At 69.8% G+C, this 24,707-nt stretch carries 22 protein-coding genes; 15 read left to right on the forward strand and 7 right to left on the reverse strand.

What is annotated here, in order from left to right; all coding sequences use genetic code 11:
- Positions 1-1,482 (reverse strand): FGGY family carbohydrate kinase, encoded by a 1,482-nt coding sequence (locus E3T54_RS01725; RefSeq protein WP_134474292.1) that lies wholly within the window; start codon positions 1,480-1,482, stop codon positions 1-3.
- A 243-nt stretch (positions 1,483-1,725) separates the two neighbouring features.
- Positions 1,726-2,916 carry a xylose isomerase gene (xylA, locus tag E3T54_RS01730; protein ID WP_134474293.1) on the reverse strand — a complete coding sequence of 397 codons (1,191 nt, stop codon included), beginning with the start codon at positions 2,914-2,916 and terminating at the stop codon, positions 1,726-1,728.
- 330 nt (positions 2,917-3,246) lie between these two features.
- Between xylA and E3T54_RS01735 the strand changes: the two genes are divergently transcribed.
- A complete protein-coding gene (locus E3T54_RS01735; protein ID WP_370254603.1) occupies positions 3,247-4,509 on the forward strand; it encodes an FAD-binding protein in 1,263 nt (420 codons plus the stop codon).
- 14 nt (positions 4,510-4,523) lie between these two features.
- On the opposite strand, the gene E3T54_RS01740 is transcribed toward E3T54_RS01735, so the two are convergent.
- Positions 4,524-5,381 carry an NAD(P)-dependent oxidoreductase gene (locus E3T54_RS01740; RefSeq protein WP_134474295.1) on the reverse strand — a complete coding sequence of 286 codons (858 nt, stop codon included), beginning with the start codon at positions 5,379-5,381 and terminating at the stop codon, positions 4,524-4,526.
- Between the two features lie 78 nt (positions 5,382-5,459).
- Here E3T54_RS01740 and E3T54_RS01745 point away from each other — a divergent pair, with 78 nt between their 5' ends.
- From E3T54_RS01745 to E3T54_RS01780, 8 genes are all read left to right on the forward strand, one after another.
- Positions 5,460-6,659: an ROK family transcriptional regulator gene (locus E3T54_RS01745; RefSeq protein WP_241977003.1), complete on the forward strand. Its 1,200-nt coding sequence runs from the start codon at positions 5,460-5,462 to the stop codon at positions 6,657-6,659.
- A gap of 121 nt (positions 6,660-6,780) precedes the next feature.
- Positions 6,781-8,043 (forward strand): multidrug effflux MFS transporter, encoded by a 1,263-nt coding sequence (locus tag E3T54_RS01750; RefSeq protein WP_370254615.1) that lies wholly within the window; start codon positions 6,781-6,783, stop codon positions 8,041-8,043.
- A gap of 156 nt (positions 8,044-8,199) precedes the next feature.
- A complete protein-coding gene (locus E3T54_RS01755) occupies positions 8,200-9,009 on the forward strand; it encodes a phosphatase PAP2 family protein (protein WP_194088197.1) in 810 nt (269 codons plus the stop codon).
- Between the two features lie 101 nt (positions 9,010-9,110).
- A complete protein-coding gene (locus tag E3T54_RS01760; protein WP_134474297.1) occupies positions 9,111-10,382 on the forward strand; it encodes a saccharopine dehydrogenase family protein in 1,272 nt (423 codons plus the stop codon).
- Between the two features lie 100 nt (positions 10,383-10,482).
- Entirely contained in the window at positions 10,483-11,856 is a 1,374-nt protein-coding gene (locus E3T54_RS01765) for an FAD-binding oxidoreductase (protein ID WP_134474298.1), read from the forward strand.
- Positions 11,857-11,933: 77 nt separating this feature from the next.
- Complete coding sequence (locus tag E3T54_RS01770) at positions 11,934-12,728, forward strand: GNAT family N-acetyltransferase (RefSeq protein WP_134474299.1); 795 nt, start codon at positions 11,934-11,936, stop codon at positions 12,726-12,728.
- On the forward strand, positions 12,725-13,849 hold the full coding sequence (gene menC, locus E3T54_RS01775) for an o-succinylbenzoate synthase (RefSeq protein ID WP_134474300.1): 1,125 nt from the start codon (positions 12,725-12,727) through the stop codon (positions 13,847-13,849). The genes E3T54_RS01770 and menC overlap by 4 nt, the downstream gene beginning before the upstream one ends.
- A gap of 42 nt (positions 13,850-13,891) precedes the next feature.
- Entirely contained in the window at positions 13,892-15,772 is a 1,881-nt protein-coding gene (locus tag E3T54_RS01780) for a helicase HerA-like domain-containing protein (RefSeq protein WP_134474301.1), read from the forward strand.
- Between the two features lie 3 nt (positions 15,773-15,775).
- Here E3T54_RS01780 and E3T54_RS01785 read toward each other — a convergent pair whose 3' ends face one another.
- The 3 genes from E3T54_RS01785 to E3T54_RS01795 all read right to left on the reverse strand — a co-directional run bounded on the left by E3T54_RS01785 (position 15,776) and on the right by E3T54_RS01795 (position 17,686).
- Positions 15,776-16,309 (reverse strand): hypothetical protein, encoded by a 534-nt coding sequence (locus E3T54_RS01785; RefSeq protein WP_134474302.1) that lies wholly within the window; start codon positions 16,307-16,309, stop codon positions 15,776-15,778.
- A 124-nt stretch (positions 16,310-16,433) separates the two neighbouring features.
- Positions 16,434-16,997, reverse strand: a complete 564-nt coding sequence (locus E3T54_RS01790; protein WP_134474303.1) for a hypothetical protein — start codon at positions 16,995-16,997, stop codon at positions 16,434-16,436.
- 152 nt (positions 16,998-17,149) lie between these two features.
- On the reverse strand, positions 17,150-17,686 hold the full coding sequence (locus E3T54_RS01795) for a hypothetical protein (RefSeq protein WP_134474304.1): 537 nt from the start codon (positions 17,684-17,686) through the stop codon (positions 17,150-17,152).
- Positions 17,687-17,953: 267 nt separating this feature from the next.
- Here E3T54_RS01795 and E3T54_RS01800 point away from each other — a divergent pair, with 267 nt between their 5' ends.
- Genes E3T54_RS01800 through E3T54_RS01815 form a run of 4 tightly spaced genes read left to right on the forward strand, consistent with a single transcriptional unit; the run spans position 17,954 to position 20,936 of the window.
- Positions 17,954-19,318 carry a TrkH family potassium uptake protein gene (locus E3T54_RS01800; RefSeq protein WP_198414416.1) on the forward strand — a complete coding sequence of 455 codons (1,365 nt, stop codon included), beginning with the start codon at positions 17,954-17,956 and terminating at the stop codon, positions 19,316-19,318.
- Positions 19,311-20,009 carry a TrkA family potassium uptake protein gene (locus E3T54_RS01805; protein ID WP_241977005.1) on the forward strand — a complete coding sequence of 233 codons (699 nt, stop codon included), beginning with the start codon at positions 19,311-19,313 and terminating at the stop codon, positions 20,007-20,009. Before E3T54_RS01800 ends, E3T54_RS01805 begins: the two co-directional genes overlap by 8 nt.
- The gene (locus E3T54_RS01810) at positions 20,009-20,248 is read left to right on the forward strand and encodes a ferrous iron transport protein A (protein WP_134474305.1); all 240 of its coding nucleotides are present in this window, start codon (positions 20,009-20,011) and stop codon (positions 20,246-20,248) included. Before E3T54_RS01805 ends, E3T54_RS01810 begins: the two co-directional genes overlap by 1 nt.
- Positions 20,249-20,303: 55 nt before the next feature.
- Complete coding sequence (locus E3T54_RS01815) at positions 20,304-20,936, forward strand: metalloregulator ArsR/SmtB family transcription factor (protein ID WP_166804793.1); 633 nt, start codon at positions 20,304-20,306, stop codon at positions 20,934-20,936.
- A 222-nt stretch (positions 20,937-21,158) separates the two neighbouring features.
- Here E3T54_RS01815 and E3T54_RS01820 read toward each other — a convergent pair whose 3' ends face one another.
- Positions 21,159-21,884: a maleylpyruvate isomerase family mycothiol-dependent enzyme gene (locus tag E3T54_RS01820; RefSeq protein ID WP_092324132.1), complete on the reverse strand. Its 726-nt coding sequence runs from the start codon at positions 21,882-21,884 to the stop codon at positions 21,159-21,161.
- 231 nt (positions 21,885-22,115) lie between these two features.
- On the opposite strand from E3T54_RS01820, the gene E3T54_RS01825 reads away from it, so the two are divergent.
- Together E3T54_RS01825 and E3T54_RS01830 are read left to right on the forward strand one after the other, a co-directional pair.
- Positions 22,116-23,546, forward strand: a complete 1,431-nt coding sequence (locus E3T54_RS01825) for a short-chain fatty acid transporter (protein ID WP_134474307.1) — start codon at positions 22,116-22,118, stop codon at positions 23,544-23,546.
- Between the two features lie 136 nt (positions 23,547-23,682).
- Positions 23,683-24,707: integrase core domain-containing protein (locus E3T54_RS01830; RefSeq protein WP_166804794.1), on the forward strand; the 1,025-nt coding region annotated here is incomplete at its 3' end.

The raw sequence follows: 24,707 nt of genomic DNA on the forward strand, positions 1-24,707 counted from the left end.
CTATCGGATGTGCCGGGCGCGCTCGGCGTACTGGGCCCGGATGACGGGACGGAAGTCGCCTGCCGGCCGCGCCGCCAGGGCCAGCGGCCACGCCGGGCGCTCGCCGGTGAGAGCCCAGGCGGCCTGAGTCGCCGCGCCGTCGGCCACGTACTCGCCGGGCGCCGGAACCACGATCGGGCGGTCGAACACCTGCGCGGCGATCGCCTGGAGCGCCGGGTTCTGCGCGGCCCCGCCGATCAGCAGGATGCGCTCGGCCTCGACGCCCTGCCCGCGAACGGCGTCGAGACCCTCGGCGAGCCCGCAGAGCAGCCCCTCGAACGCAGCGCGCGCGAGGTTTGGCCTCGTCGTCGAGGCCAGGGTCATCCCGAACACGGATGCCGTGGCATCCGGCAGATTCGGCGTGCGCTCGCCCTCGAACCAGGGCTGCAGCACCAAGCCGCCCGCGCCGGGCTCCGCCCTGAGGGCGAGCCGGCCGAGCTCGGTGTGGTCGACGCCGAGGAGCCCGGCGATCGAGTCGAGCACCCGGGCGGCGTTGAGCGTGGCCACGAGAGGCAGGAACAGGCCGCTCGCGTCGGCGAACCCGGCGACGGTGCCGGTCGCATCCGCCGCGGGCTCGTCGGTGACGGCGAAGACGGTGCCGCTCGTGCCGATGGACACGACCACGTCGCCCGCTCCGGCGCCGAGGCCCAGCGCCGCGCCCGCATTGTCGCCGGCGCCGGCTCCCACGACGATCCCGGCCGGCACCTCGCTCCGGCTGCCGGGGGTGGGTCCGTCGAATTGGGAACCCGGGAAGGGGGAGCGCACGGGGAAGGCGGCGGTGGCGCCGGGGCTGTCGGCCGGGCCGAGCACGCGGGGGAGGAACGCGGAGTGCCCGAGCGCGCGCTCGAACAGGTCCAGGTCGTACTGGCCGGTGCGGGGCGACCAGTAGCCGGTGCCGCTCGCGTCGGAGCGGTCGGTGGTCAGCTCGGTGAGCACCGGGCCGAGCGGGCTCTCGCCCGCCGGGCCGAATCCGCGCAGCCGCCAGCCGAGCCAGTCGTGGGGGAGGGCGACGGCGGCCACGCGCGCGGCATGGGCCGGTTCGGCGTCCCGCAGCCAGCGCAGTTTCGTCACCGTGAACGAGGCGACCGGCACGGAGCCGGCCCGGCGCGCGTACTCGCCGGCGCCGACCTCGGCCACCAGCGCGGCGGCTGCCGGGGCGCTGCGGGTGTCGTTCCAGAGCAGGGCCGGCCGGATGACCCGCCCGGCGTCGTCGAGGGCGACCATGCCGTGCTGCTGCGCCGCGACCGAGATCGCGGCGACATCGGCGAGGCCGCCCGCGTCGGCGATCGCCAGCAGCAGGGCGTCCCACCAGGCGGCGGGGTCGACCTCGGTGCCGGCCGGGTGCAGCGCGCGGCCGCTCCGCACGAACGCCCCGGTGGCGGCATCCCGAATCACGATCTTGCAGCTCTGCGTCGACGAGTCGACTCCGGCAACCAGCGTCATGGCGTCATTCTCCGCTCAGTGGGTGGTGCGTCTGTGGGCTGGTTCCTGTGGTGCGCTGGTTCCTGTGGCGAACTCAGGAGAATCCGGATGCCGCCGACCGACTCCCGCAGGATTCCGCGGCTGCCGGCGCCGCGGATACCGAATCTCCTGAGTTGGCCCCCGGGGGGAAGGGGGAGGGCACCGGCACCCCTTCACCGGGTTGGCCACGGGGAGGGAAGGGGTGACGGGCGGCCGGCGGTCGGGTCAGCGGGCGCCGAGGAGGTGCTCGAGCGCCAACTGCTGCAGCCGCACGAAGCCGAAGCCCCGGGCGCCGAAGTAGGCGTCCGGCTCGAACGACTCGTACGACGCCGGGTCGGCGAGCAGGTCGTCGTAGCTCTCGCCCGCCGCCAGGGTCGGCTGCGCCAGCTCCGGCACGCGCGACGCCGCGAGCGCCTCCTGCACCTCCGGGTCGGCGCGGAACGCGACCGCGCGCTCCTTGAGCAGCAGGTAGGTGCGCATGTTCGCCGCGGCCGAATCCCAGACGCCGGCGGTGTCCTCGGTGCGGGAGGGCTTGTAGTCGAAGTGGCGCGGCCCGTCGTAGGCGCGCCCGCCGCCCGGGCCGCCGTTCTCGAGCAGGTCGACGAGGGAGAACGCATTGTGCAGGTCGCCGTGGCCGAAGACGAGATCCTGGTCGTACTTGATCCCGCGCTGGCCGTTCAGGTCGATGTGGAACAGCTTGCCGGCATCCAGCGCCTGGGCGATGCCCGCGGTGAAGTTGAGCCCGGCCATCTGCTCGTGCCCGACCTCGGGGTTCACACCGACCAGCTCCGGCCGCTCGAGCGTCTCGATGAACGCCATGGCGTGCCCGACGGTCGGCAGCAGGATGTCCCCGCGCGGCTCGTTCGGCTTCGGCTCGATCGCGAACCGAATGTCGTACCCGCGATCGGTGACATAGTCGCCGAGCAGGTTGACGGCCTCGCGGTAGCGGGCGAGCGCGGAGCGGATGTCCTTGGCCGCGTCGTACTCGGCGCCCTCACGCCCGCCCCACATCACGAACGTCTGCGCGCCGAGCTCGGCGGCGAGGTCGATGTTGCGCAGCACCTTCCGCAGCGCGAAACGGCGCACCGCGCGGTCGTTGGAGGTGAAGCCGCCGTCCTTGAACACGGGCGCGCTGAACAGGTTGGTGGTGATCATCGGAACGACCAGGCCGGTGTCGGCGAGCGCCTGCTTGAGGCGGTCGATCTCGGTCTGCCGCACGGCGTCGGACGAGCCGAAGGGGAACAGGTCGTCGTCGTGGAAGGTGAGCCCGTAGGCGCCCAGTTCGGCGAGGCGGGTGACGGCCTCGACCGTGTCCAGGGGCGGCCGGGTCGGACCGCCGAACGGGTCGGCGCCGGTGTAGCCGACCGTCCAGAGGCCGAAAGAGAACCTGTCGTCGGGGGTGGGGGCGATCGCCATCGAGGGCTCCTGGGGAATCGGGATTGGCGCGGGCGGGACCGCCCACGGTAAATGTTCTGGGTATAAACATATTCCTTTCCCGGGCGATGTCAATGTGCGCCGGCCGGCGTACGCGCCAAGGCTGCCCGCGGGCGAGCGCGCCGGAACCGACGCGGGCGAACGCGCCGGGGCCGACCCCGAGAGGGTTACGGGTGGGTAGCGGGAGGGTCGCGGGCCAGGGCGTCACGCCCCCCATCCCGCGGCCTTGTTGTTATGTTGTGAGTTGCATCAAATGTGCCGGCTGGAATCGACCCGGCTGGAACCAGGATGAACCGAGTGGAGGCGCAAGCCGTGACCGAAGTACGCAACTGGGCGGGCAACCACCGCTACGGCGCGACGGCCATCCGGCGACCGGCCACGCTCGACCAGGTGCGGGAGGTCGTCGCATCAGCAGCGCACGTGCACGCCCTCGGCTCGCGCCACTCCTTCAACGACGGCGCCGACTCGGCCGGGGTGCTGGTCTCACTCGAGAACCTGGCCCCCGACATCGTCGTGGACAGCCGGGCCGCCACCGTCTCCGTCAGCGGCGGAACCACCTACGGCGTGCTCGCCGAGGCCCTGAACCGGCAGGGGTTCGCCCTGCACAACCTCGCCTCCCTGCCCCACATCTCCGTGGCCGGCGCCATCGCCACGGCCACCCACGGGTCGGGCAACCGCAACGGCAACCTGGCCACCGCCGTCCGCGCCCTGCAGCTCGTGACGTCCTGCGGGGACCTGCTCACCGTCTCCCGCGCCGACACCCCCGATTTCGCCGGGATGGTCGTCGGGCTCGGCGCCCTGGGCGTCGTCACGCGGGTGACCCTGGACATCCAGCCCGCCTTCGAGGTGCGCCAGGACGTCTTCGACAACCTGCCCTGGGCGCGGGTGCTCGAGCGCTTCGACGAGGTGTCCGCTAGCGCCTACAGCGTCAGCCTGTTCACCGACTGGCGCGGCGACACCGTCGGGCAGGCGTGGCTGAAGAGTCGAACGGATGCCGGGGCGCGCTTCGAGGGCCGCCCGGAGTTCTTCGGCGGCACGGCGGCCACGAGCGACCGGCATCCCCTGCCCGGGGTCAGCGCGGAAAACTGCACGAAGCAGCTCGGCGTGCCCGGCCCGTGGTCGGACCGGCTGGCGCACTTCAGGATGGGATTCACGCCGAGCAGCGGCGACGAGCTGCAGAGCGAATACCTGTTGCCCGGCGAGCATGCCGTCGCCGCGATCGAGGTCATGCGGGACCTCGCCGGGCAGATCTCACCGCTCCTGCAGGTGAGTGAAATCCGCACGGTGGCGGCCGACGACCTCTGGCTCAGCCCGAACTACAGGCGGGCCGGGATCGGCCTCCACCTCACCTGGAAGCCGGAAGCGGAAGCGGTGGAGAACCTGTTGCCGCTGATCGAAGCGCGGCTGGCTCCGTTCGCGGCCCGGCCTCACTGGGGAAAGCTGTTCCACGCCGACGCCGCGACGCTGGCGCCGCTGTACGAGAAGCTGCCCGACTTCAGGGCGCTCGCCGCGCGGCTGGACCCCGAGCGGAAGTTCCGGAACGACTTCCTGGACCGGACGGTCTTCGGCGTGTAGACCCGCGGCCCGCGTCAGCCGGTCGGCGCCACGTGGTCGCGCCAGCCGTGCTCGGGCGCGTAGCCGAGCATCCGTTTCGCCTTCTCGATCGAGAGCAGCGTGTCGTGCTCGCCGAGGCCGGCGGCGACCGGGACGCCGGGGAAGACCTCCGCGGCCAGCGACGCGCTCGAGCGGCTCATCACCGTGTCGGCGTTCGCGATGATGTACGCCTCGAAGCCGGGCCTGGCCGTGGCCAGCGCGCGCGACACGGCCTGGGCGCCGTCGCGGCCGTCGATGTAGCCCCACAGGTTCCACTTCCGGAGCATCGGGTCGGCGTCCCAGGCGGGGAACGCCGCGTAGTCCTCCGGGTCCATCACGTTGGAGAACCGCAGGGCGCTGATGCTGAGCTCGGGGTCCCAGCGCACGAGCTGGATCGCGAGCTGCTCCTCGAGGTGCTTGACCAGCGAGTAGGTGCTCTCCGGGCGGGCCGGGTACTCCTCGTCCACCGGCAGGTACGGCGGGTCGATGTCGAACGGCAGGCCGAGCACGGTCTCGCTCGAGGCGTAGACGATGCTCTTGATGCCCGCCCGCCGGGCCGCCTGGAACACGTTGTAGGTGGCGAGCATGTTGTTGTGGAAGGTCGCCACGTCGGGGCGCAGGCCGGAGGCCGGGATCGCCCCCAGGTGCACGATGGCATCGAAGCCGGGCGCCACATCGTCGACGCCGAAGATCGCGTCGACCACCTGGCCGTAGTCGGTGAGGTCGATGCCGAGGAAACCGGGCCCGCGCGCGCCTTCCTTGTCGAAGACGACGACCTGGTGGCCCTCGCCGCGCAGACGGGTGACGACGCTGCGGCCGAGTTTTCCGCTTCCGCCGGTGACAACAATTCTCATTCGATGCTCTCCCTGATTTGTTGAGATTGGCAACGTATCATGGGGAACCGGGGCGGAACGAGCGGCGGTGGAGGACAGGTGCAGGGATCCAGCCATGACGACGTGCGCCGGCGCAACCTCTCCGTCATCCTCCGGCTCGTCCATCGCGACGGCGCAGCCTCGCGCTCCCGGCTCACCCGCCTGACCGGACTGAACCGCTCCACCATCGCAGCGCTAGTCGGCGAACTGGCCGACCTGGGCCTGGTCGAGGAGCGCGAGCCGGACGCCACCAACCGGGTCGGCCGGCCCAGCCCGATCGTGGCCGTCAGCGGGCGGGTCGTCGCGCTCGCCGTGAACCCCGAGATCGACGCCGTCACCATCGGCATCGTCGGGCTCGACGGGAGCGTGCACCGGCGCATCCGTTACCCCACGGAACGCTCGCCGAGCGTGACGGAGGCCGTGAACATTGCCGCGGCGGTCATCGAGGGGATGCGCGGAGAACTTGAGTCGGCCTTCCGGGTCGTCGGAATCGGCGTCGCCGTTCCCGGGCTCGTGCGGGCTCACGACGGCCTCGTGCGCCACGCGCCGCACCTCGGCTGGGTGGATGCGCCGCTCACCGAGATGCTCGAGCGGGCCACCGGCTACCCGGTTCGCGCCGCGAATGACGCCGGCCTGGGAGCGATGGCCGAGCGCTACTTCGGTGCGGGCAGGGGCATGGCGGATGTGATCTACCTCAACGGCGGCGCGAGCGGAATCGGCGGCGGCATGATCGTCGGCGGGAACGCGGTGGGCGGCGTCGCCGGCTACGCGGGGGAATTCGGGCACACGCGGGTGAGCGGCAGCGACCGCACGGATTCCGCCGGGATAGCCGGAACGCTGGAGGCCGAGGTGACCCGGCGCGAGCTGCTGGATGCGCTCGGCCTGGTGAGCGCGGATGCCGACGAGCTGGAGCAGGCGCTGCTGGCCTCCGATTCGCCCGCCGTCCGGGCCGAGGTCGATCGCCAGCAGGGCCACCTGGCGGTCGCGCTCGCGGGCGCCGTGAACATCCTCAACCCCCAGCTCGTGGTGCTGGGCGGTTTCCTCGCCGCGCTGCACGCCGTCGACCCGGAGCGCCTGCTCGCCAGGGTGTCGTCGATGGCGCTCGGCGCATCCTTTGGCAGTGTGCGGATCAGCGCCGCCGAGCTCGGCTCCAACCTGCTCATGATCGGCGCGGCCGAGCTCGCTTTCGAGCGGCTGCTGGACAATCCGAACGGATTCCCGGCCCCCGAACGGGAATACCGGGAGTGGGTCTCGCCTTGACTCAACGGGCGGTCCTCTTTCCGCTGCTGGTGCCGACGCCTGTGACTTGGGCCGCGTGCTCGCCGCGCATCCGTGCGTTTCACCCATCAAGACCGAGGTCCCCGAATTGACTACTGGCATCATCCCTGTGATTGCGAAGGCGCAGCTGGCCTCGACAGCGCGCCACCCGGGGGATGCGCTCTCCCGCGGCCAGCGACTGGTCTACATCATTGTGCTGGGCGCGCTCACGGCACTCGGGCCGTTCACGATCGACCTGTACCTTCCGGCCTTCCCGACCCTGGAGAACGAACTCGGGGTCTCGGCCGCCGCCATCCAGCTCACCCTGACCGGAACGATGATCGGTTTCGGCTTCGGCCAGCTGGTCGTGGGGCCGTGGAGCGACAAGGTCGGGCGGCGTTTGCCGCTCATGCTGGCGACCGGGTTCCACATCCTGGCCAGCGTGGGCGCGGCGCTGTCGCAGGACATCGTCTGGCTCGGGGTCTTCCGCCTGCTGCAGGGCTTCGGCGCCGCGGCCGGCGCGGTCGTCGCGTTGGCGATGGTGCGGGACCTCTTCGGCGGCAAGCCGCTGGTGCGGATGCTGTCCCGCCTTGCGCTGGTGAGCGGGCTGGCGCCCGTGCTCGCCCCGGTGATCGGCTCGCAGTTGCTGCTCGTGATGAGCTGGCGCGGCATCTTCTGGGTGCTCGCCGCCTATGGCGCCGTGGTGATCGTGGCCGTTGCGCTCTGGATCGTCGAGACGCTGCCGGAGAGCGCACGCCACGCCGTTGGGCACAACTCGCTGGCGCAGCGGTACCGGTCGGTGCTGGGTGACCGCACGTTCGTCGGCGTCGCGATCATCGGCGCGATGACCTTCACCGGGCTGTTCTCCTACCTGTCGGCCTCCTCCTTCCTGTTCCAGCAGGTGTACTCCTTCAGCCCGCAGCAGTACGGCATGCTCTTCGCCGTCAACTCCCTCGGCATCGTTCTCGGCGTGCAGCTGAGCTCGCGGCTGATGCACCGCTGGAACGTGGGACCGCAGTGGATCCTCACCGTGTCGACCGTCGTACTGGCGGTCACCGCGGCGGCCATCGTGCTGCTGGACTCCGCCGGCGCCGGGCTCTGGGGCATCCTCGTTCCGTTGTGGTTCTTCATCGCCGCCTGCGGCTTCACGCTGCCGAGCGTTCAGGTGATCGCCCTCAACGCGCACGGGCACGAGGCCGGGACCGCGGCCTCCCTCCTCGGCGCCGGGAACTTCGGCGTTGCCGGCCTCATCTCCCCGGTCGTCGGGCTTCTCGGCGTGGGCAACGCCATCCCGATGGGCGCCGTGATGGGGTCGACCGCCCTCGTCTCGATCCTCGCGCTGTGGTTTGTCGTGCGGCCGCACCGGGTGGCCGCGCTCTCGCACTAGCCGCCGCGCCCCCTGCCCCCGCGCCCTGCCCCGCACTTCGCTGAGTTGCGGACAAAGTACCTTCCCGGGCCGAACGAAGGTACTTTGTCCGCGATTCAGCTCGCGGGATCCCGCAGATGGTGGCAGTTCCCGCAGCCGCCGCTCTACCATTGACGGATGGACGACAGCCAGAAACACCCGGAAGTCGCCGCCCGACCGCAAGCGAAGCGCGTCGCTCACTGGTGGTGGATCGTGAGCGGAGTCGTGGCGGTGGTCCTGGCCGCCCTGATCGGCTTCATCGTCGTGGTCAGGGACAAGGGCGCGCCGTTCCCCTTCGACACCCGGTGGATGACCGAGGTGGCCGAAGATCGCGGGCCGGTCCTGGACTTCCTGTCCTACCTGATGAACTCCCTCGGCGGCAATTTCCTCGGCATCTTCGTGATCCCAACCGTGATCATCGTCGTGCTGCTGATCATGAAACGGCCCTGGGCGGCCGGGTACTACCTCGCGGCCACCCTGGTGAGCTCGGGCATGGTTCAACTGCTCAAGAAGTCGTTCGGCCGGGCGCGGCCGGAAGACATCCTCGTGCAGGTCGACTTCGGGTCTTTCCCCTCCGGACACGTCGGCAACGCCGCGACCATGGCCGTCACCCTGGCCATCATCTTTCCGCGGCTCTGGGTCTGGATCTCGGGGGTCGCCTACGTGGTCCTGATGATGTTCAGCCGCACCTACCTCGGCGCCCACTGGCTCTCCGACACGATCGGCGGCGCCCTGCTCGGCGTCGGCGTCGCGATCGTGGTCTGGGCGCCGTTCGCCGCGAAACTCGACGGCGAGCACGAATTGGCCCTGCAGCGCCGGTCGGCCGCGCATCCGCCGCCCGCGACGACGCAGCCCGGGACGACGCAGCCCGGGACGACGCAGCCCGGGAAGCCGGAGCCGCAGCCCGAGCCCAGGCCCGCCGAATTCGACGGAGAAACTCCGAAATAAGCCCCGAAACGTCGTAAAAGCTCGCTGTTGGTCGGAATCTCCGTCGAATTCGGCAGCAGACGGGGCAGACAGCGACGGATGCCGCACGATAGCGTCGAGGAATGAAGATTCTCCTTGTCGGTGCGGGTGGCGTCGGTGACGCGTTCGCGAAGATCATCGCCCGCCGTTCGTTCTACGAGCACGTCATCGTCAGCGACTACGACCTCGGCCGCGCCGAGCGTACGATCGCGGCGATCCTGGCGGGGCACGGGGCGGATGTCGCCGGTCGGTTCACCGCCGCGCAGATCGACGCCTCCGACCCGGACCGGGTCGCATCCGTCGCCCGTGAACACGGCGCAACGCACGTGATGAACGCCGTCGAGCCCAAGTTCGTGCCCACCATCTTCGCCGGTGCGCTGGCCGCGGGCGCGGACTACCTCGACATGGCGATGAGCCTCTCCGAGCCGCACCCGACCGACCCGACGGCGCAGACCGGGGTCAAGCTCGGCGACGACCAGTTCGCCCAGGCCGGCGACTGGGAAACCGCCGGCCGTCTCGCCCTGGTGGGCATGGGCGTGGAGCCCGGGCTCTCCGACGTGTTCGCGCGCTACGCATCCGATCACCTGTTCAGCGAGATCGACGAGCTCGGCACCCGCGACGGCGCCAATCTGGTGGTGCGCGACGAGGCCGGCAACGAGATCTTCGCGCCGTCCTTCAGTATCTGGACCACGATCGAGGAGTGCCTGAACCCGCCGGTCATCTTCGAGAAGGACAGGGGCTGGTTCACCACCCCGCCGTTCAGCGAACCGGAGATGTTCGACTTCCCGGAGGGCATCGGTCCGGTCGAGTGCGTCAACGTGGAGCACGAGGATGTGCTTCTGATGCCGCGCTGGCTCGACGCCAAACGGGTCACCTTCAAGTACGGTCTCGGCGAGGAGTTCATCGGCGTGCTGAAGACCCTGCACCTGCTCGGCCTCGACAGCGTCGACCCGGTGCGCGTGCGCAGCGCCTCCGGCCCGGCCATGGTGGCGCCGCGAGATGTCGTCGCCGCCTGCCTGCCCGACCCGGCCACGATCGGCCCGCGGATGACCGGCAAGACCTGCGCCGGCGTGTGGGTCACCGGCACCGGCCCGGACGGCGCCCCGCGCGAGGTGTACCTGTACCACGTGGCCGACAACGAGTGGACGATGGCCGAGTACGGCGCCCAGTGCGTCGTCTGGCAGACCGCGCTGAACCCGGTCATCGCGCTCGAGTTGCTCGCCGCGGGCACCTGGGGCGGCATCGGCGTGCTCGGCCCGGAGGCCTTCGACGCGAAACCGTTCCTCGACCTGATGTCCGCGCCGGAGTCCGAGGGCGGCTACGGCCAGCCCTGGGGCCTCCAGGACCGCCTGTGATACCCGCGAGACTGCAGTTGTGCGCGCTAAAACGTCGATATAACGCGCACAACTGCGGTTTCGCGGGATGCCGGGGGCGCGTTTGCGGGGCAGGAGCGACGTGATCAACGGGGAGGTGTCGTTCTGGTGGGAGCAGATCGGGCGGCCCGCGCCGCGCGCGGCCCTGCCGGGTTCGACGCGCGCCGATGTCTGCATCGTCGGCGCCGGGTACACCGGGCTGTGGACCGCGTACTACCTGAAGAAGGCCGCCCCGGCGCTGCGGATCGTGATCCTGGAGCAGCGGTTCGCCGGCTACGGGGCATCCGGGCGCAACGGCGGCTGGCTCACCAATTCGATCACCGGCGGCCGCGAGCAGTACGTGAAGAGCCACGGGCGCGAGGCCGCCGAACGGTTCCAGGCCCGCATGAACGAGACCGTCGACGAGGTGATCCGGGTCGCAGCGGTCGAGGGCATCGACGCCGACATCGTCAAGGGCGGCGAGTTCACGGTCGCCTACGACGAACCGCAGCAACGCCGGCTCGAGGCCGCCGCGCGCGCCGAACAGCAGTGGTCGATGGCGGATGTCCAACTCCTCTCCCGGGCGGAAGCCACCGCCCGGATCAACGTGGTCGGTACCACCGGCGCGATGTGGCATCCGCACTGCGCGCGCATCCAGCCGGCCAAGCTGGCCTTCGGGCTGGCCCGGGTGGTCGAGGCGCTGGGCGTGGAGATCTTCGAGGGCACCACCGTGAGCGAGATCGCCCCGCACCGGGCGATCACCGAGCATGGCACCGTCGAGGCCGAGTTCGTCGTGCGCGCCACGGCGGGTTTCACGGCCGGGCTCAAGGCCCTGCACCGCGCCTGGCTGCCGATGAACTCCTCGCTGATCGCCACCGAGCCGCTCGGCGCCGACGTCTGGGAGCGCATCGGCTGGACCGGCCGCGAAACCCTCGGCGACATGGCCCACGCTTACATGTACGCGCAGCGCACCATTGACGACCGCATCGCGATCGGCGGCCGCGGCGTGCCGTACCGGTTCGGCTCGAAAACGGACTCGGACGGGCAGACCCCGGCGAGCACGGTCGAGGCGCTGCGCGGCATCCTGACCCGCTTCTTCCCGGCGACGAAGGGCGCGGCCATCGACCACGCCTGGTCGGGTGTGCTGGGTGTGCCCCGGGACTGGGCGGCCACCGTGGGCCTCGACCGCGGCACCGGCCTGACCTGGGCCGGCGGCTACGTCGGCACCGGGGTGACCACGACGAACCTGGCCGGCCGCACGCTGCGGGACCTCATCCTCGGCCGGCAGAGCGCGCTCACCGGGCTGCCCTGGGTGAACCACCGGGTGCGCAACTGGGAGCGCGAGCCGCTGCGCTGGCTCGCGGTGCACGCGCTGTACCAGGCCTACTCCCGGGCGGATCGCGCCGAGCTGACCCGCCGCCGCACCACCTCGCCCCTCGCCTCGATCGCCGACGTCGTCTCCGGCCGCGGCCACTAGCCTCCCGGCCGAAGTGTCCGTCGGATTCGGCAGGACGCGGGGCTGACCCGGGCGGCCGGATGTGGTCTACTCGTTGCATGTCTCTTGATCCGGAAATTGTGGCCGAAGCCGGCCGCCAGGCCGATGCGGCGGCCGAGGCCGCGGGCGTGGTCGTGCGGATGGCCGACCCCGGCGATATGAACGCCATCATCGGCATGTTCGAGCGCACCTGGGGTCCCGGCCGCAGCCCGGACCGGTCGATGCTGCTCGCCCTGGATTACGCGGGCAATACCGTGCTGATCGCGACCGCGGCCGGGAAGCCGGTCGGGGCCACGCTCGGCTTCCTCGGCTGGTCCGACGGCATCCACCTGCATTCGCACATGGCGGCCGTCGTGCCGTGGCGACGAAGCGGCGGGGTCGGCTACGCCCTCAAGCTCTTCCAGCGGTCCGTGTGCCTGCAGCAGGGAGTCGCCGACATGCGGTGGACCTTCGACCCGCTCATCCGCCGCAACGCCCACTTCAACCTGGTCAAACTGGGCGCGGAAGTGGTCAAGTTCCTGCCCGACTTCTACGGGCGCCTCGACGACGCCGTCAGCGGCAGCGACCGCAGCGACCGCTTCGAGGTGAAGTGGCGACTGGATTCGCCACGCGTTCGCCGGGCGCTCGCCGGCCGACCGCAGCAGGCCTGGTCGACGACCGGCAGTCTTCCGCTGAACGTCGACTTCGAACACCTGCGGGCCGACGATCCCCGTGCCGCAGAGCTGCTCCGTGAGGAATCGAGGGTCATGTTCCACGCCGCGATGGCCCAGGGCCTGCGCCCGGAGCTCAACGCCGACAACGACTACGTGTTCACCCCGGACCCGGCCGAACCCACCGACGGAGCCCGCCAATGAAACTTGAATCGATCACCCTGCACCGCGTGGCGATGCCGCTCGTGCGGCCGTTCGAGACGTCCTTCGCCCGGCAGACCACGCGCGTGCTCCTGCTCGTGCATGTGCGCACGAGCGAGGCCGAGGGCTGGGCCGAGTGCGTCGCGATGGAGGGGCCGCTCTACAGTTCCGAGTACGTCGAGGGCGCCGAGCACGTCATCCGCACCTACCTGGCCCCGGCCCTGCTGAAGGCGACGGATGTCACCGCCGAGACGGTAGGTCCGCTCACCGCGTTCGTCGTGGGCCACCGGATGGCGAAGGCCGCGCTCGAGGCGGCCGTCCTCGACGCGCAGTTGCGCGCATCCGGCGTCTCGTTCGGCGGCTACCTCGGCGCCGTCACCGACTGGGTCGACTGCGGCGTCTCGGTCGGGATCAGCCCCGACCTCGACACCCTGCTCGACGAGGTGTCGGGCTATGTCGACGAGGGCTACCGGCGGATCAAGCTCAAGATCAAACCCGGCTGGGACCTCATCCCGGTATACGCGGTACGCGAACTGATCGGGCCGGACATGCTGCTGCAGGTCGACGCGAACACCGCCTACTCGGCCGCCGACATCGCCCACCTGGGCCGGCTCGATCCGTTCAACCTCGTGCTGATCGAACAGCCCTTCGTCGAGGAGGACATCGCCACCCACGTGGCCCTCGCCAGGGCGATCGAGACGCCGGTCTGCCTCGACGAGTCGATCGTCAGCGTGGGCGTGGCGCTCGACGCCATCGAACGCGGCGCGACATCCATCATCAACATCAAGCCGGGCCGGGTCGGCGGCTACCTCGAATCGGTGCGCATCCACGACCTCTGCGTGGCGCACGAGGTGCCGGTGTGGTGCGGCGGGATGCTGGAGACCGGCGTCGGCCGGGCGGCGAACGTGGCGCTCGCGGCGCTGCCCGGCTTCATCCTGCCCGGCGACACCTCGGCGAGCAGCCGCTACTTCGCCGAGGACCTGGTCGAGGAGCCCTTCGTGCTCGGCACGGGGGAGCACGCCGGTCAGCTCGCCGTGCCCAGCGGGCCCGGCACCGGGGTCACCGTGCGGGAGGATCTCGTGCGCGACTGGGCGCTCGTAGCCCCGGTCACCATCCATCGCTAGCGCCGCCCGCGGATGCCTCGGCACCGGCGATAGGATGCCGCCATGACTCCGAGCGAATACGTGGATCCGGTTGCCGAGCTGAGGGCGGAGGCGGACGCGGCGCTCGCCGCAGCGAAGCAGGCGCAGGCGGATGCCGTGGCGGCCGTCGAGCGGGCAGAGGCAGCCGCGACCGCGGCGGCAGCTGCCGTGCCTGCCCCGCCTGCCGTGCCTGCCCCGCCTGCCGTGCCTGCCCCGCCTGCCGTGCCTGCCGCATCCGTGCCCGCCGCGCCCGCTGCCCCCGCCGCACCGCTCAGCGACGCCGAGGTCGACTGGATCCGGGCCGGCTACGCGTTCGACGCCCCCGCGCTCGAGCTGGGCGCCCTCGTCAACGGCGAGGCCCGCCCCGACGTGCCGATCCGGATCCCTCTGGCGATGACCAACCGGCACGGCCTCGTCGCCGGGGCCACCGGAACAGGCAAGACGAAGACCCTCCAGGTGCTGGCCGAGCAGTTCTCCGCCCACGGCGTGCCGGTCTTCGCGGCCGACATCAAGGGCGACCTGTCCGGCATCGCCAGCGCCGGTACCCCGAGCGAGAAGCTCCTCGCCCGCACCGCCGCGATCGGCCAGGACTGGGTCCCCGCGGCCTCGCCCACGGAGTACTTCTCCCTCGGCGGCATCGGCCGGGGCATCCCGATCCGCGCGACGGTCACCGGCTTCGGCCCGCTGCTGCTCAGCAAGGTGCTCGGCCTGAACGACGTGCAGGAGTCGAGCCTCGGCCTCGTCTTCCACTACGCCGACCAGGCCGGCCTGCCCCTGCTCGACCTGACCGACCTGCGGGCCGTGCTCAGCTACCTGGTCAGCGACGCGGGCAAGGGCCAGCTCACCGAGCTCGGCGGCCTGTCCGCGGCGACGGTCGGGGTGATCCTGCGGGAACTCGTCACCTTCGCCAACCAGGGCGCCGACGTGTTCTTCGGCGAGCCCGAGATCGACACGATGGAGTTCCTGCGCACCGCCGCCGACGGCCGGGGGATCGTCAGCCTGCTCGAGGTGCCCGGCGTGGCCGACCGGCCCGCCCTGTTCTCGACCTTCCTGATGTGGCTGCTCGCCGACCTCTTCAACGACCTGCCCGAGGTCGGCGACCTCGAGAAGCCCAGGCTGGTGTTCTTCTTCGACGAGGCGCACCTGCTGTTCAACGACGCGTCGAAGGATTTCCTCGCCTCGATCACGCAGACGGTGCGCCTGATCCGGTCGAAGGGCGTGGGCATCTTCTTCGTCACCCAGACCCCCAAGGACGTGCCGGGCGACGTGCTCGCCCAGCTCGGCTCGCGCGTGCAGCATCAGCTGCGGGCGTTCACCCCGGATGACGCGAAGGCGTTGCGGGCGACCGTGTCGACGTTCCCGAACTCCGGCTACGACCTCGACGAGGTGCTCACCGGACTCGGCACCGGCGAGGCGATCGTGACCGTGATGAACGAGAAGGGCGCGCCGAGCCCGGTGGCGTGGACCCGGCTTCGGGCCCCGCAGGGCCTGATGTCGCCGACGGCGCCGGAGCAGATCGACCGGTCGGTCCTGGCCTCGCCGCTGTTGGCCCGGTACGGCACCGCGATCGACCGCGATTCGGCCCGGGAGATGCTGGCCGAGAAACTGGCCGCCGCAAACCAGGCCGCGGTCGACGCGCAGGAGCAGCTCGACCGGGCCAGGGCTGCGGCCGAGCAGGAGAAGGCCGAGCAGGCCGCGGCGACCGAGCAGGCCAGGGCGGAAAAGAAGGCACAGGCCGAATACGACCGTCTGATGCGCCAGACCCGGACGCAGTCGCGCACCCGGACCCGGGCCACGTCGAAGCCGCAGAAGACCGTGCTCGAGGAGGTGCTCGGCTCCCGGGCGACCAGGACGATCCTCACCGGGATTGTGACCGGCATCTTCGGCACCCGGCGGCGCCGCTAGCCGTCAGGCGGTGCGGTCGACCAGGCGGCGCTCGAACCAGTAGAGCAGCTCCGGGCGTGCCCGGTTCAGCTCGCGGAGGGTCATCGGCTCCGTCACGCGCACGACCGGCGCGCCGAGCTGTTCGATCACCGTGTTCATCGCGGCGTGGGAATAGTACTGCCCGCGCATCCGAACGAGGCGTCGTCCGTCGACGCCCACGACGAAGAGGTGCGCGTTCGTGTCCAGCGCGTCGCCCAGGTACAGGTCGAGCATCAGGATGCTGCCGACACTGGCAGCCGGGAAGCTGTCGACACGCCCGAAGAACCCGCGTTCGGTGATGCCCGCGTGGTCCACCCAAATGCCGGTGCGGTGGAACGCAGCCACGCCGAGGCCGAACACGGCGGTCACGCCGGCCTGGGCCGCCACAACGGGCAGCCAGGTGCCTTCGGGAACGGTCAGCCAGTAGAGCACGGCGAAGATAGGGGAGAAGAGGGCCAGCATGGCGATCGCCGAATGCCGGAGCAGACGCCCGCGGGGTCGGAGAGCGTGCTGGCGCACCCCTCTCACCCCAGTGAATCTCACCTTGGCTCCCCCCTTCCGGCTTATGGAAGTATGACCCATCGACAGGCCGGCGCGTAGACACCGTTCGGGGGGTTTCCCGCACCGGGCACCCCCAGTTCGGTCAGAAGTCGATCGAAAGCGCGGCGAATCGCCGTTCGAACCAGTGCAGCAGCTCGGGCCGGCTCTGGCTGAGGTCGCGCAGGGTCAGGGGCTCCGGTCCCTGCGTCACCGGCACGCCGAGCGCGTTCGCGACCGCATCCATGGCCTCGATTTCCCAGCAGGTTCCGTGCATCCGGGTCAGCAGGCGACCGTCAGGGTCGACGAGGAATAGCTGGGGGCGAACGTCGAGGGAGCCGCTCCGGTACAGGTCGAGCCGGACCACGCCGCCGATGCCGCCGACCGGGTAGGTGCGTCGGCGGCCGAAGACGTCCCGGGTGGTCAGCCCGGCGTCATCAGCCCAGATGGCGGTCAGGTAGTACGAGGTCACGGCGAGCGCGAAAAACAGGGTCAGGGCGGCCTGCGCCACGGCGACCGGCAGCCAGGACCCCGTCGGCACGGTGAGCCAGTACAGCACGACGAAGATCGGGGCCATCAGCAGAAGGATCGCGATGGTCCACTGCTGGAACGGGTAGGGGTGCGGGCGCACGGCGGCGGCACGGGTGCGTTCGCCCAGCGGAACCGTCATTGTTTCGCCCTGTTCTTCCGCCCCGCACCCAGTCTGGCGCACGGGGGGCCGCGCCGCGTAGCCACAGAACGGGGGGCACGCGGTCACGCGACAGGGCGGCTCCCCGGAGGGAACCGCCCTGTCGCCACCGGATCGGCCGGTGATCTGATCTGTTAGTCGCCGAGCACGGCACCGAGGTCGAGGTTGCCCAGGGCGCCGTCGACGACGTCGGTGACACCGGCTCCGATGTCGCCCGACACTCCACCGAGGTCGGTGTCGTTCGCGGAGCCGACCGGAGCATCGACCGCAGCGTCGACCGGAGCATCAACGGGGGCCGTGACGGGAGCGGTCACGGGTGCGCTCACCGAGGTGTCATTCCCCGAGGCCACCGGCACGTCGTTGCCGCTGGCGATGGCGTTGCCCGAAGCCACATCATTGATGTCGCTGGTCAGCGAGCGGTCCACGACGGGGCCGTTGAGCACGGGGCCGTTGAGCAGCGGGCCGGTCGAGGCACCGTTGCCGTTCGCGTTCCCGGAGAGGGCGCGGTACAGGGCGCCGTCGATCGATGAGGTCGCGCTGGTCGCGTTGGACCCCTGCGCGTCGTCGAGGGTCGAAGCCTGGGCCGGGGCGATCATGCCGCCGACGATGAGGGCGGTTGCCGCGGCACCGGTTGCTCCGAAAACGCTGATCTTCCTGGTGATGTTCTTCATGTTGAACTCCTATTCGTTAGTTCTGTCCCGGCCTCGGTTTCACTCGGGCCGCATAAGTGGTCCGGAGCCCGCCGCAATCCGGTTTGGTCGGATCTGCCCTTATCGGGGGCAATGCCGGGGGGAATGCTGGCGCGGATGCCGGTGGCCGGGCCGCCACGGAGGCTCGGATCGCAGTCGTGGCCTGCGATCGGGCGGCGACGGAACCCGGCGGAATCCGAGGCGAGAAAGGCGGCCTGCGCGGACGGATTCCCGGCGTAGAGTGGGCCAGTGCACCTACGGTCGAGCCCCCCGGGCGGAGTGAAGACGCGCCGGCGGCCTCACCCGGCGCAGGTGGTCGCCGGCGGATTCGCCGGCACCATCCTGATCGGCACGGCCCTGCTCCTGCTGCCGATCGCGAAGGCGGGCGCCGGCGGCGCGACGTTCCTCGAGGCCATCTTCACCGCGACCTCCGCCGTGTGCGTGACCGGGCTCACCGTCGTCGACACCGCGACCTACTGGACCCCGTTCGGGCAGGTCGTCATCCTGTTGCTGATCCAGGTCGGCGGGTTCGGGATCATGACCTTCGCCTCGGTGGTCGGCCTCACGATCGCGCGCAAGATGTCGCTCCGGTCGAGGATCAACGCCGCCTCAGAGATCAAGAGCGTCGGACTCGAGGATGTCAAGGGCCTCGTGCGGGGCGTCGTCGTGATGTCCCTCGCCATCGAGTTCGCGGTGGCGCTGATCCTCAGCCTGCGGTTCCTCACCGGTTACGGCGAACCGGTCGGGCGGGCGATCTGGCTCGGCGTGTTCCACTCCGTCTCGTCGTTCAATAACGCCGGATTCGCGCTGTTCAGCGACAACCTCATCTCGTTTGCGACGGATCCGTTCGTCTGCCTCCCGATCGCGTTCGCGGTCATCCTCGGCGGCATCGGTTTCCCGGTCATCGTGCAGCTGCGCAAGCACCTCCGCTCGCCGCTGCTCTGGAACATGAACACCCGGATCGTGCTCGCGGCGACGATCACCCTGCTGGTGGCCGGCACGGTCTACCTCACCGCGGTGGAGTGGTCCAACCCCGCAACGCTGGGCCCGCTGGTCTGGCAGGACAAGATCCTCGTCGGGTTCTTCCAGTCGGTGCAGGCGAGGACGGCGGGTTTCAACAGCGTCGACACGGGCGCGATGGACTCGGCCAGCCTGCTCGGCCTGGACGTGCTCATGCTGATCGGCGGTGGTCCGGCCGGAACCGCGGGCGGCATCAAGGTCACCACTTTCGCGGTGCTGTTCTTCATCCTGCTCGCGGAGGTTCGCGGCGAGGTTTCGGTGAACGTGTTCGGCAAGCGGCTCTCCCGGGCCGTGCACCGCCAGGCCATCGCGATCGTTCTGCTCGCCGTCGGCGTGGTCGTCATCTCCACCGCCGCCCTGATGCTCCTCACCGACATTTCACTGGACCGGCTGCTCTTCGAGTCGATCTCGGCCTTCGGCACCGTCGGCCTGTCGACCGGGATCACGGCCGGGCTGCCCGCGGCCGGCCAGGTCATCCTGATGCTGCTCATGTTCATTGGCCGGCTCGGGCCGGTCGCCCTGGCATCGGCGCTCGCCCTCCGGCAGCGCCGCAGCACGTACGAACTCCCGAAGGAGAGGCCCATCATTGGCTAAGTTTTCGCTTTTTGGTCACAGCCAGCCCGCCCGCATGGCCGAGGAAGACGCCGTGGTCGTGATCGGCCTCGGCCGGTTCGGCAGCTCGCTCGCCATCGAACTCATGGAGAGCGGAACCGAGGTGCTCGGCATCGACGCGGACGAGGACATCGTGCAGGCGCACAACGGCCTGCTCACCCACGTCGTGCGCGCCGACTCGACCAAGGAGGAAACCCTCCGCCAGCTGTCGGTGCCCGACTTCAGCAGCGTCGTCGTGGCCATCGGCGGCGACATCCAGGCCAACATCCTCACGGCCTCCCTGCTGCTCAAGATGGGGATCCCCAACATCTGGGCCAAGGCGGTGAGCGAGCCGCACGGCAAGATCCTCGAGCAGCTGGGCGTCGCCCACGTCGTGCGGCCGGAGAAGGAGATGGGCAAGCGGGTCGCGCACCTCGTTCGCGGGGTGATGCAGGATTACATCGAGATCGGCGAGAACTTCGCCCTCGTGAAGATGGCGACGCCGCCGGACCTCGTCGGCGTGCCGCTGGGCGAGGCCCGGGTGCGGGCGACGCACTTCGTCACCGTCACGGCCTACAACCGGCCGGTCTCGGGCTGGAGCTACACGACCGTCGACACGGTGCTCGAGGCGGGCGACACCATCCTGGTCGCCGGCGAGTCCAGGCGGGTCGAAGCGTTCAGCCTGCTGCGCTGATGTCCGCCGACGCCGTGCGGTTCGTCTCGGGCACGCTCCCCGGCACGCGCATCGTCGTGCGCCACCGCATCGAGGGCGGGTTCACGGATGCGGTCGGCTACCTGCGCTCCGTCGACGACGCGAGCTGCGTGGTCGAGACCCGGCGCGGCCTCGTCACGATCCTGCTGGCCGACATCGCCCTGGCGAAGAATGTTCCGCCGCCGCCCCCGCGGCGGGCACCGCGCGCGGGAACCGAATAGTCCGCTCCGGCCCGCCGCCTTACCTCCCGAACGCCCGCTGGCGCATAATGGGCAGATGTGCCCCGCCCGCGCCCCGAGCTACCGCACGCTCGCGTCGCTGCGCAGGATCACCCTGCTCGATCTGCTGCAGCGGCAGGGGGCGATGACCGTCGAGCAGCTGGCCGAGGCCACCGGCCTGCACCCCAACACCGCGCGGGAGCACCTGCACCGCCTGATCGACGCCGGCTTCGTCACCTCCGAGACCGAACCGCGCGACGGCAAGGGGCGCCCGCGGATCGTCTACGCCGCGCCCCGTGGCGCGGACCACCGGGCCGGATCGATCCGGGAAGCGAAGGTCGCCGCGGCGCTGCGCCACGGAGAGCAGGTGCGGCGCATGCTGTCGGCCGAGCCGGCGCCGTGCCGGCCGTCGCCGTCGCTGAGCCGACAACTGGATGCGCTCGACGACCACCTGGATGACGTCGGGTTCGACGGCAGCGTGTCCGAGGACGGGCTGCACGTCCACCTGCACGGCTGCCCGTTCGCCGACCTGGTCACGGAGCATCCCGAGGTCTGCCGGGTGCACTTCGGTCTGCTGCGCGGCATCCTCGAGCAGGCGGACGGCCCCCTCTCGGCGGAGGAGCTGCATCCGTTCAGTAGCCCCAACACCTGCACGCTCGACCTGCACTGCTCCGACACCGCCGCCGACTGAGCGCCGCCACAGCGACGTCCGCAGCACTGACTTGCGGAGAAAGTACCTTCCCGCGCGAAATGAGGGTATGTGAAGTCTCAATACATATTGGACACTTCTGTCTCAATACATCGTGGACAGTGTGTCTCACTACATCGTGGACAGTTGGCTGAGTTTCGCTTCAGATATGAGCGAAATNCAGCGCAACGGCGTGCCGCCCGCGCAACTCGAAATCCGTTGAAGCTAGAGCCAGACCGGTGCGTCCGTGAGCTCCGTGCTCGAGGTGACGCCGTCGACGCCTCGGCCCGTCGCCCACGCGGCCAGATCTGCCAGCGACCCGGACACGACCTCCGCGTCGGCGGCCAGGTCGCCGAACACGGGCTTCGTCCCGTCGGTGGCTTCCAGCCGCAGCCCGGCGTCCTCGCCGCGCGCCTTCCAGTCGTCCGTGACGTCGGTGAGGATGTGTTCGAGCACCTCGGCAGGGATGTCGTCGAAGGATGCCCCGTCGTCCAGGTCGACAGCGTGGATCCAGACCTCGCGGGTGCGCATCCACACCGTCTCCGTGGCCGGCACCATGCGCCCGGAGGAGGTCTTCACCTGCTTGGTCCAGTTCTTCTCCGGCAGTCCGCGCCAGGCGCGCTCGAGCTCTGCGGCCGAGTGCTCGAAGAGGCGGCGCAGTTCCTTCGCGCTGAGCGCGGCCCCGTGGGCGATTTCGCTGTCGCGCGCGTCGGGCGACTCGTACATGCGCGTTTCCACACCGGTGGTCGCCCAGTCGACCAGGCGGGCAATCGCCAGGGCGTTGTAGCCGACGTGCGCCACGACGTGGCGGCGGGTCCAGCCCGGCAGCAGCGAATCTCCGTCGAGATCGGTGTCGTAGAGTTCGGCGAGGGCCTCGGCGAAGTGCTCAGTGCCGCGCCGGACCATCACCAGCCGCTCATCGAGTTCCATGGCGGAATGGTGCTTCTTCATGAGTTCTCCTGACAACGCTGTTACGAGGAACTGCCGAAATACTGACGAGCCCCACGCTACGCGACCGGCGGGTCCACGTCGGACCGCGGGCGTGAATTGACACCCGGCGACGCCACCCCTAGCCTGCCAGAGGCGCGCACCCCCGTTCGGGGGCGCCGGCGCCCGCAGCATCCGCCACGCGGCATCCGCCACGAAGACCGACGATTTACTCAACGAAGAGGTTCCGGCCGCATGACAACGCTTACACAGGACACCACGACCGAAAAGGGGCTGGCACGCGTTGCCCAGACCCTGGCCCGATGGACGGAGAAGTGGTTCCCGGACGCGTATGTCTTCGCCCTGGTCGGCGTCTTCATCGTCGCCCTCGCGGCCCTGGCCAACGGGTCCTCTCCCCAGACCATCGTCGACTCGTTCGGCAACGGCTTCTGGGACCTGACCGCCTTCACCCTGCAGATGTCGATGGTGGTGTTGACCGGATACGTCCTGGCGACCTCCCCGCCGGTGGCCCGGCTGATCAACCGCCTGGCCGCCGTGCCGCAGAGCGCGGCCACCGCCGTGAGCTTCGTGGCCTTCCTCTCGATGTCGGTCTCCTTCCTCAACTGGGGCTTGAGCCTGGTCTTCGGCGGGCTGCTGGCCCGCGCCATCGCCCGACGGGTCGACCTGCGCGTCGACTACCGTGCCCTCGGCGCTGCCGCGTTCATGGGCCTCGGCGCGGTGTGGGCGCTGGGGATGTCGTCCTCGGCCGCACAACTGCAGGCCACCGAGGCCTCCCTGCCGCCGGCGCTGCTGAAGGTCACCGGCATCCTGGACTTCGGCACCACCATCTTCACCTGGCAGTCGCTGACCATGTGCGCCATCATCATCGCGCTGACCGTCGCCATCGCCCACTTCTCCGCCCCGCGCGGCGACGCGATCAAGACGGCGTTTGAACTCGGCGTCGACCTCGACGACTCGCCGGTTCCCGCGGCGCCTCGCTCCCGCCCGGGTGAATGGCTGGAGTACAGCCGCATCCTGCCCATTCTCGCCGGACTGATGACCCTGGGCTGGCTGGTCTCCCAGTTCCTGACGAAACCGCTGCTCTCCGTCGTCAGCAACCTCAACGGCTACCTGCTGATCTTCCTGATGCTCGGGTTGCTCCTGCACGGCACGCCCCGCAACTTCCTGCAGGCCGTGACCAAGGCCGTCCCCGCGACCGCGGGCATCCTCGTGCAGTTCCCGCTCTACGCCGCCATGGCGGCGATCCTCACCGGCGCGGTCGGCAACGGCGGGCTGACCGTGTCGCAGCACCTGGCCGAGTTTTTCACGAGCGTGGGCAGCGGCGGCGGCTTCGCCGTCGTCGTGGCGATCTACACGGTCATCCTGGGCATCTTCGTGCCCTCGGGCGGCGGCAAATGGCTGGTCGAGGCCCCGTACGTGATGCAGGCGGCGACGGATGTCCAGATGAACCTGGGCTGGACGGTGCAGATCTACAACGTGGCCGAGGCCCTGCCCAACCTGATCAACCCGTTCTTCATGCTGCCGCTCCTGGCGGTGCTCGGGCTCAAGGCCCGCGATCTGGTGGGTTTCACGTTCCTGCAGTTCATCTTCCACCTGCCGGTGGTGCTGCTGCTCGTGTGGGTGCTCGGGCTGACGTTCAACTTCGTCGCGCCGGTGATTCCGTAGGTCATGCCCCCGCGAACGCGTCGCGCCGGGCGCGTTTCTCGTTGAGTTGCGGAAAAAGTACTCTCAATTTCGAAACGAAGGCATGTGAAGTCTCAATACATATTGGACACTTCTGTCTCAATACATCGTGGACAGTGTGTCTCACTACATCGTGGACAGTTGGCTGAGTTTCGCTTCAGATATGAGCGAAATGAAGCCCGATGTCAAGGTCCGCCTGTTGGTCGCGTCCTGGCCCGATGATGCGCCACGCGGAGCGGTAAGCGCCTTCTGCAAGCAGCACAAAGTGTCCCGAGCCTGGTTCTACAAGATCCGCGCGGCCTCAACCGCCAACGGGCAATGGGCCGCCTTGGAGCTGGGCTCAACGAAACCGAAAAGCCACCCGATGGCCACGGCCCCGGGGATGATCGAACTCGCCCTGACGATCAGGATCGAGCTCGAAGGGAGAGGGCTGGATTGCGGACCATTGAGCGTCCACGCCATCCTCCGCCGGAAGGGACTCACGCCGCCATCGCGGGCAACGCTGGCGCGGTTATTCACCCGCGCCGGCGTCGTCGTGGCCGAACCCAGGAAGAAACCACGATCCGCGTTTCGCCGATTCGTCTACCCGGCCCCGAACTGCTGCTGGCAGATCGACGCGACCGATTGGACTTTGGCGACCGGTCGGGTGGTGGTGATCTTTCAACTCGTCGATGACCACTCCCGGCTCGCGTTAGCCTCTCTGGTTGCGTCGGGAGAAACGAGCGAGGCCGCCATCCGCGTCGTGAATCTGGCCATTGAACGCCACGGTGTCCCGCAGAAATTCCTCTCCGACAACGGGTCGGCACTGAACACGCACCGCCGCGGCTACAAGAACCAGCTCATCCGCCACCTCGAAGCGATGGGCGTTCGGATGATCTCGGGCAAACGCGCGAAACCGACCACCCAGGGCAAGAACGAACGCTTCCACCAAACGCTGCACAAGTATCTCAACGCGCGCGATCCCGCCGCCACCATGGCCGAACTCCAAGCCCACGTCGACTCCTTCGATGAGTATTACAACACCGAACGTGAACACCAGGCGCTACCGCGCCTGACGCCCCGGGAAGCGTGGGACGCGACGCCAATCGCGACACCACCCACGCTCCCAAGCCCGGTCACGACTCTGGAATCCCAAAGCACTCA

It is taken from the genome of Cryobacterium sp. Sr8 (assembly GCF_004403225.1).
GTDB lineage: Bacteria > Actinomycetota > Actinomycetes > Actinomycetales > Microbacteriaceae > Cryobacterium > Cryobacterium psychrotolerans.

What these genes read in the sequence shown, in the direction of transcription:
- E3T54_RS01790 (WP_134474303.1), bottom strand. Translation starts at nt 16,997, where the DNA reads ATGACGGTTCCGCTGGGCGAACGCACCCGTGCCGCCGCCGTGCGCCCG.
- E3T54_RS01760 (WP_134474297.1), top strand. Translation starts at nt 9,111, where the DNA reads ATGAAGATTCTCCTTGTCGGTGCGGGTGGCGTCGGTGACGCGTTCGCG.
- E3T54_RS01740 (WP_134474295.1), bottom strand. Translation starts at nt 5,381, where the DNA reads ATGAGAATTGTTGTCACCGGCGGAAGCGGAAAACTCGGCCGCAGCGTC.
- E3T54_RS01825 (WP_134474307.1), top strand. Translation starts at nt 22,116, where the DNA reads ATGACAACGCTTACACAGGACACCACGACCGAAAAGGGGCTGGCACGC.
- E3T54_RS01770 (WP_134474299.1), top strand. Translation starts at nt 11,934, where the DNA reads ATGTCTCTTGATCCGGAAATTGTGGCCGAAGCCGGCCGCCAGGCCGAT.
- E3T54_RS01815 (WP_166804793.1), top strand. Translation starts at nt 20,304, where the DNA reads ATGTGCCCCGCCCGCGCCCCGAGCTACCGCACGCTCGCGTCGCTGCGC.
- E3T54_RS01755 (WP_194088197.1), top strand. Translation starts at nt 8,200, where the DNA reads ATGGACGACAGCCAGAAACACCCGGAAGTCGCCGCCCGACCGCAAGCG.
- E3T54_RS01810 (WP_134474305.1), top strand. Translation starts at nt 20,009, where the DNA reads ATGTCCGCCGACGCCGTGCGGTTCGTCTCGGGCACGCTCCCCGGCACG.
- menC (WP_134474300.1), top strand. Translation starts at nt 12,725, where the DNA reads ATGAAACTTGAATCGATCACCCTGCACCGCGTGGCGATGCCGCTCGTG.
- E3T54_RS01725 (WP_134474292.1), bottom strand. Translation starts at nt 1,482, where the DNA reads ATGACGCTGGTTGCCGGAGTCGACTCGTCGACGCAGAGCTGCAAGATC.
- E3T54_RS01780 (WP_134474301.1), top strand. Translation starts at nt 13,892, where the DNA reads ATGACTCCGAGCGAATACGTGGATCCGGTTGCCGAGCTGAGGGCGGAG.
- E3T54_RS01820 (WP_092324132.1), bottom strand. Translation starts at nt 21,884, where the DNA reads ATGAAGAAGCACCATTCCGCCATGGAACTCGATGAGCGGCTGGTGATG.
- xylA (WP_134474293.1), bottom strand. Translation starts at nt 2,916, where the DNA reads ATGGCGATCGCCCCCACCCCCGACGACAGGTTCTCTTTCGGCCTCTGG.
- E3T54_RS01795 (WP_134474304.1), bottom strand. Translation starts at nt 17,686, where the DNA reads ATGAAGAACATCACCAGGAAGATCAGCGTTTTCGGAGCAACCGGTGCC.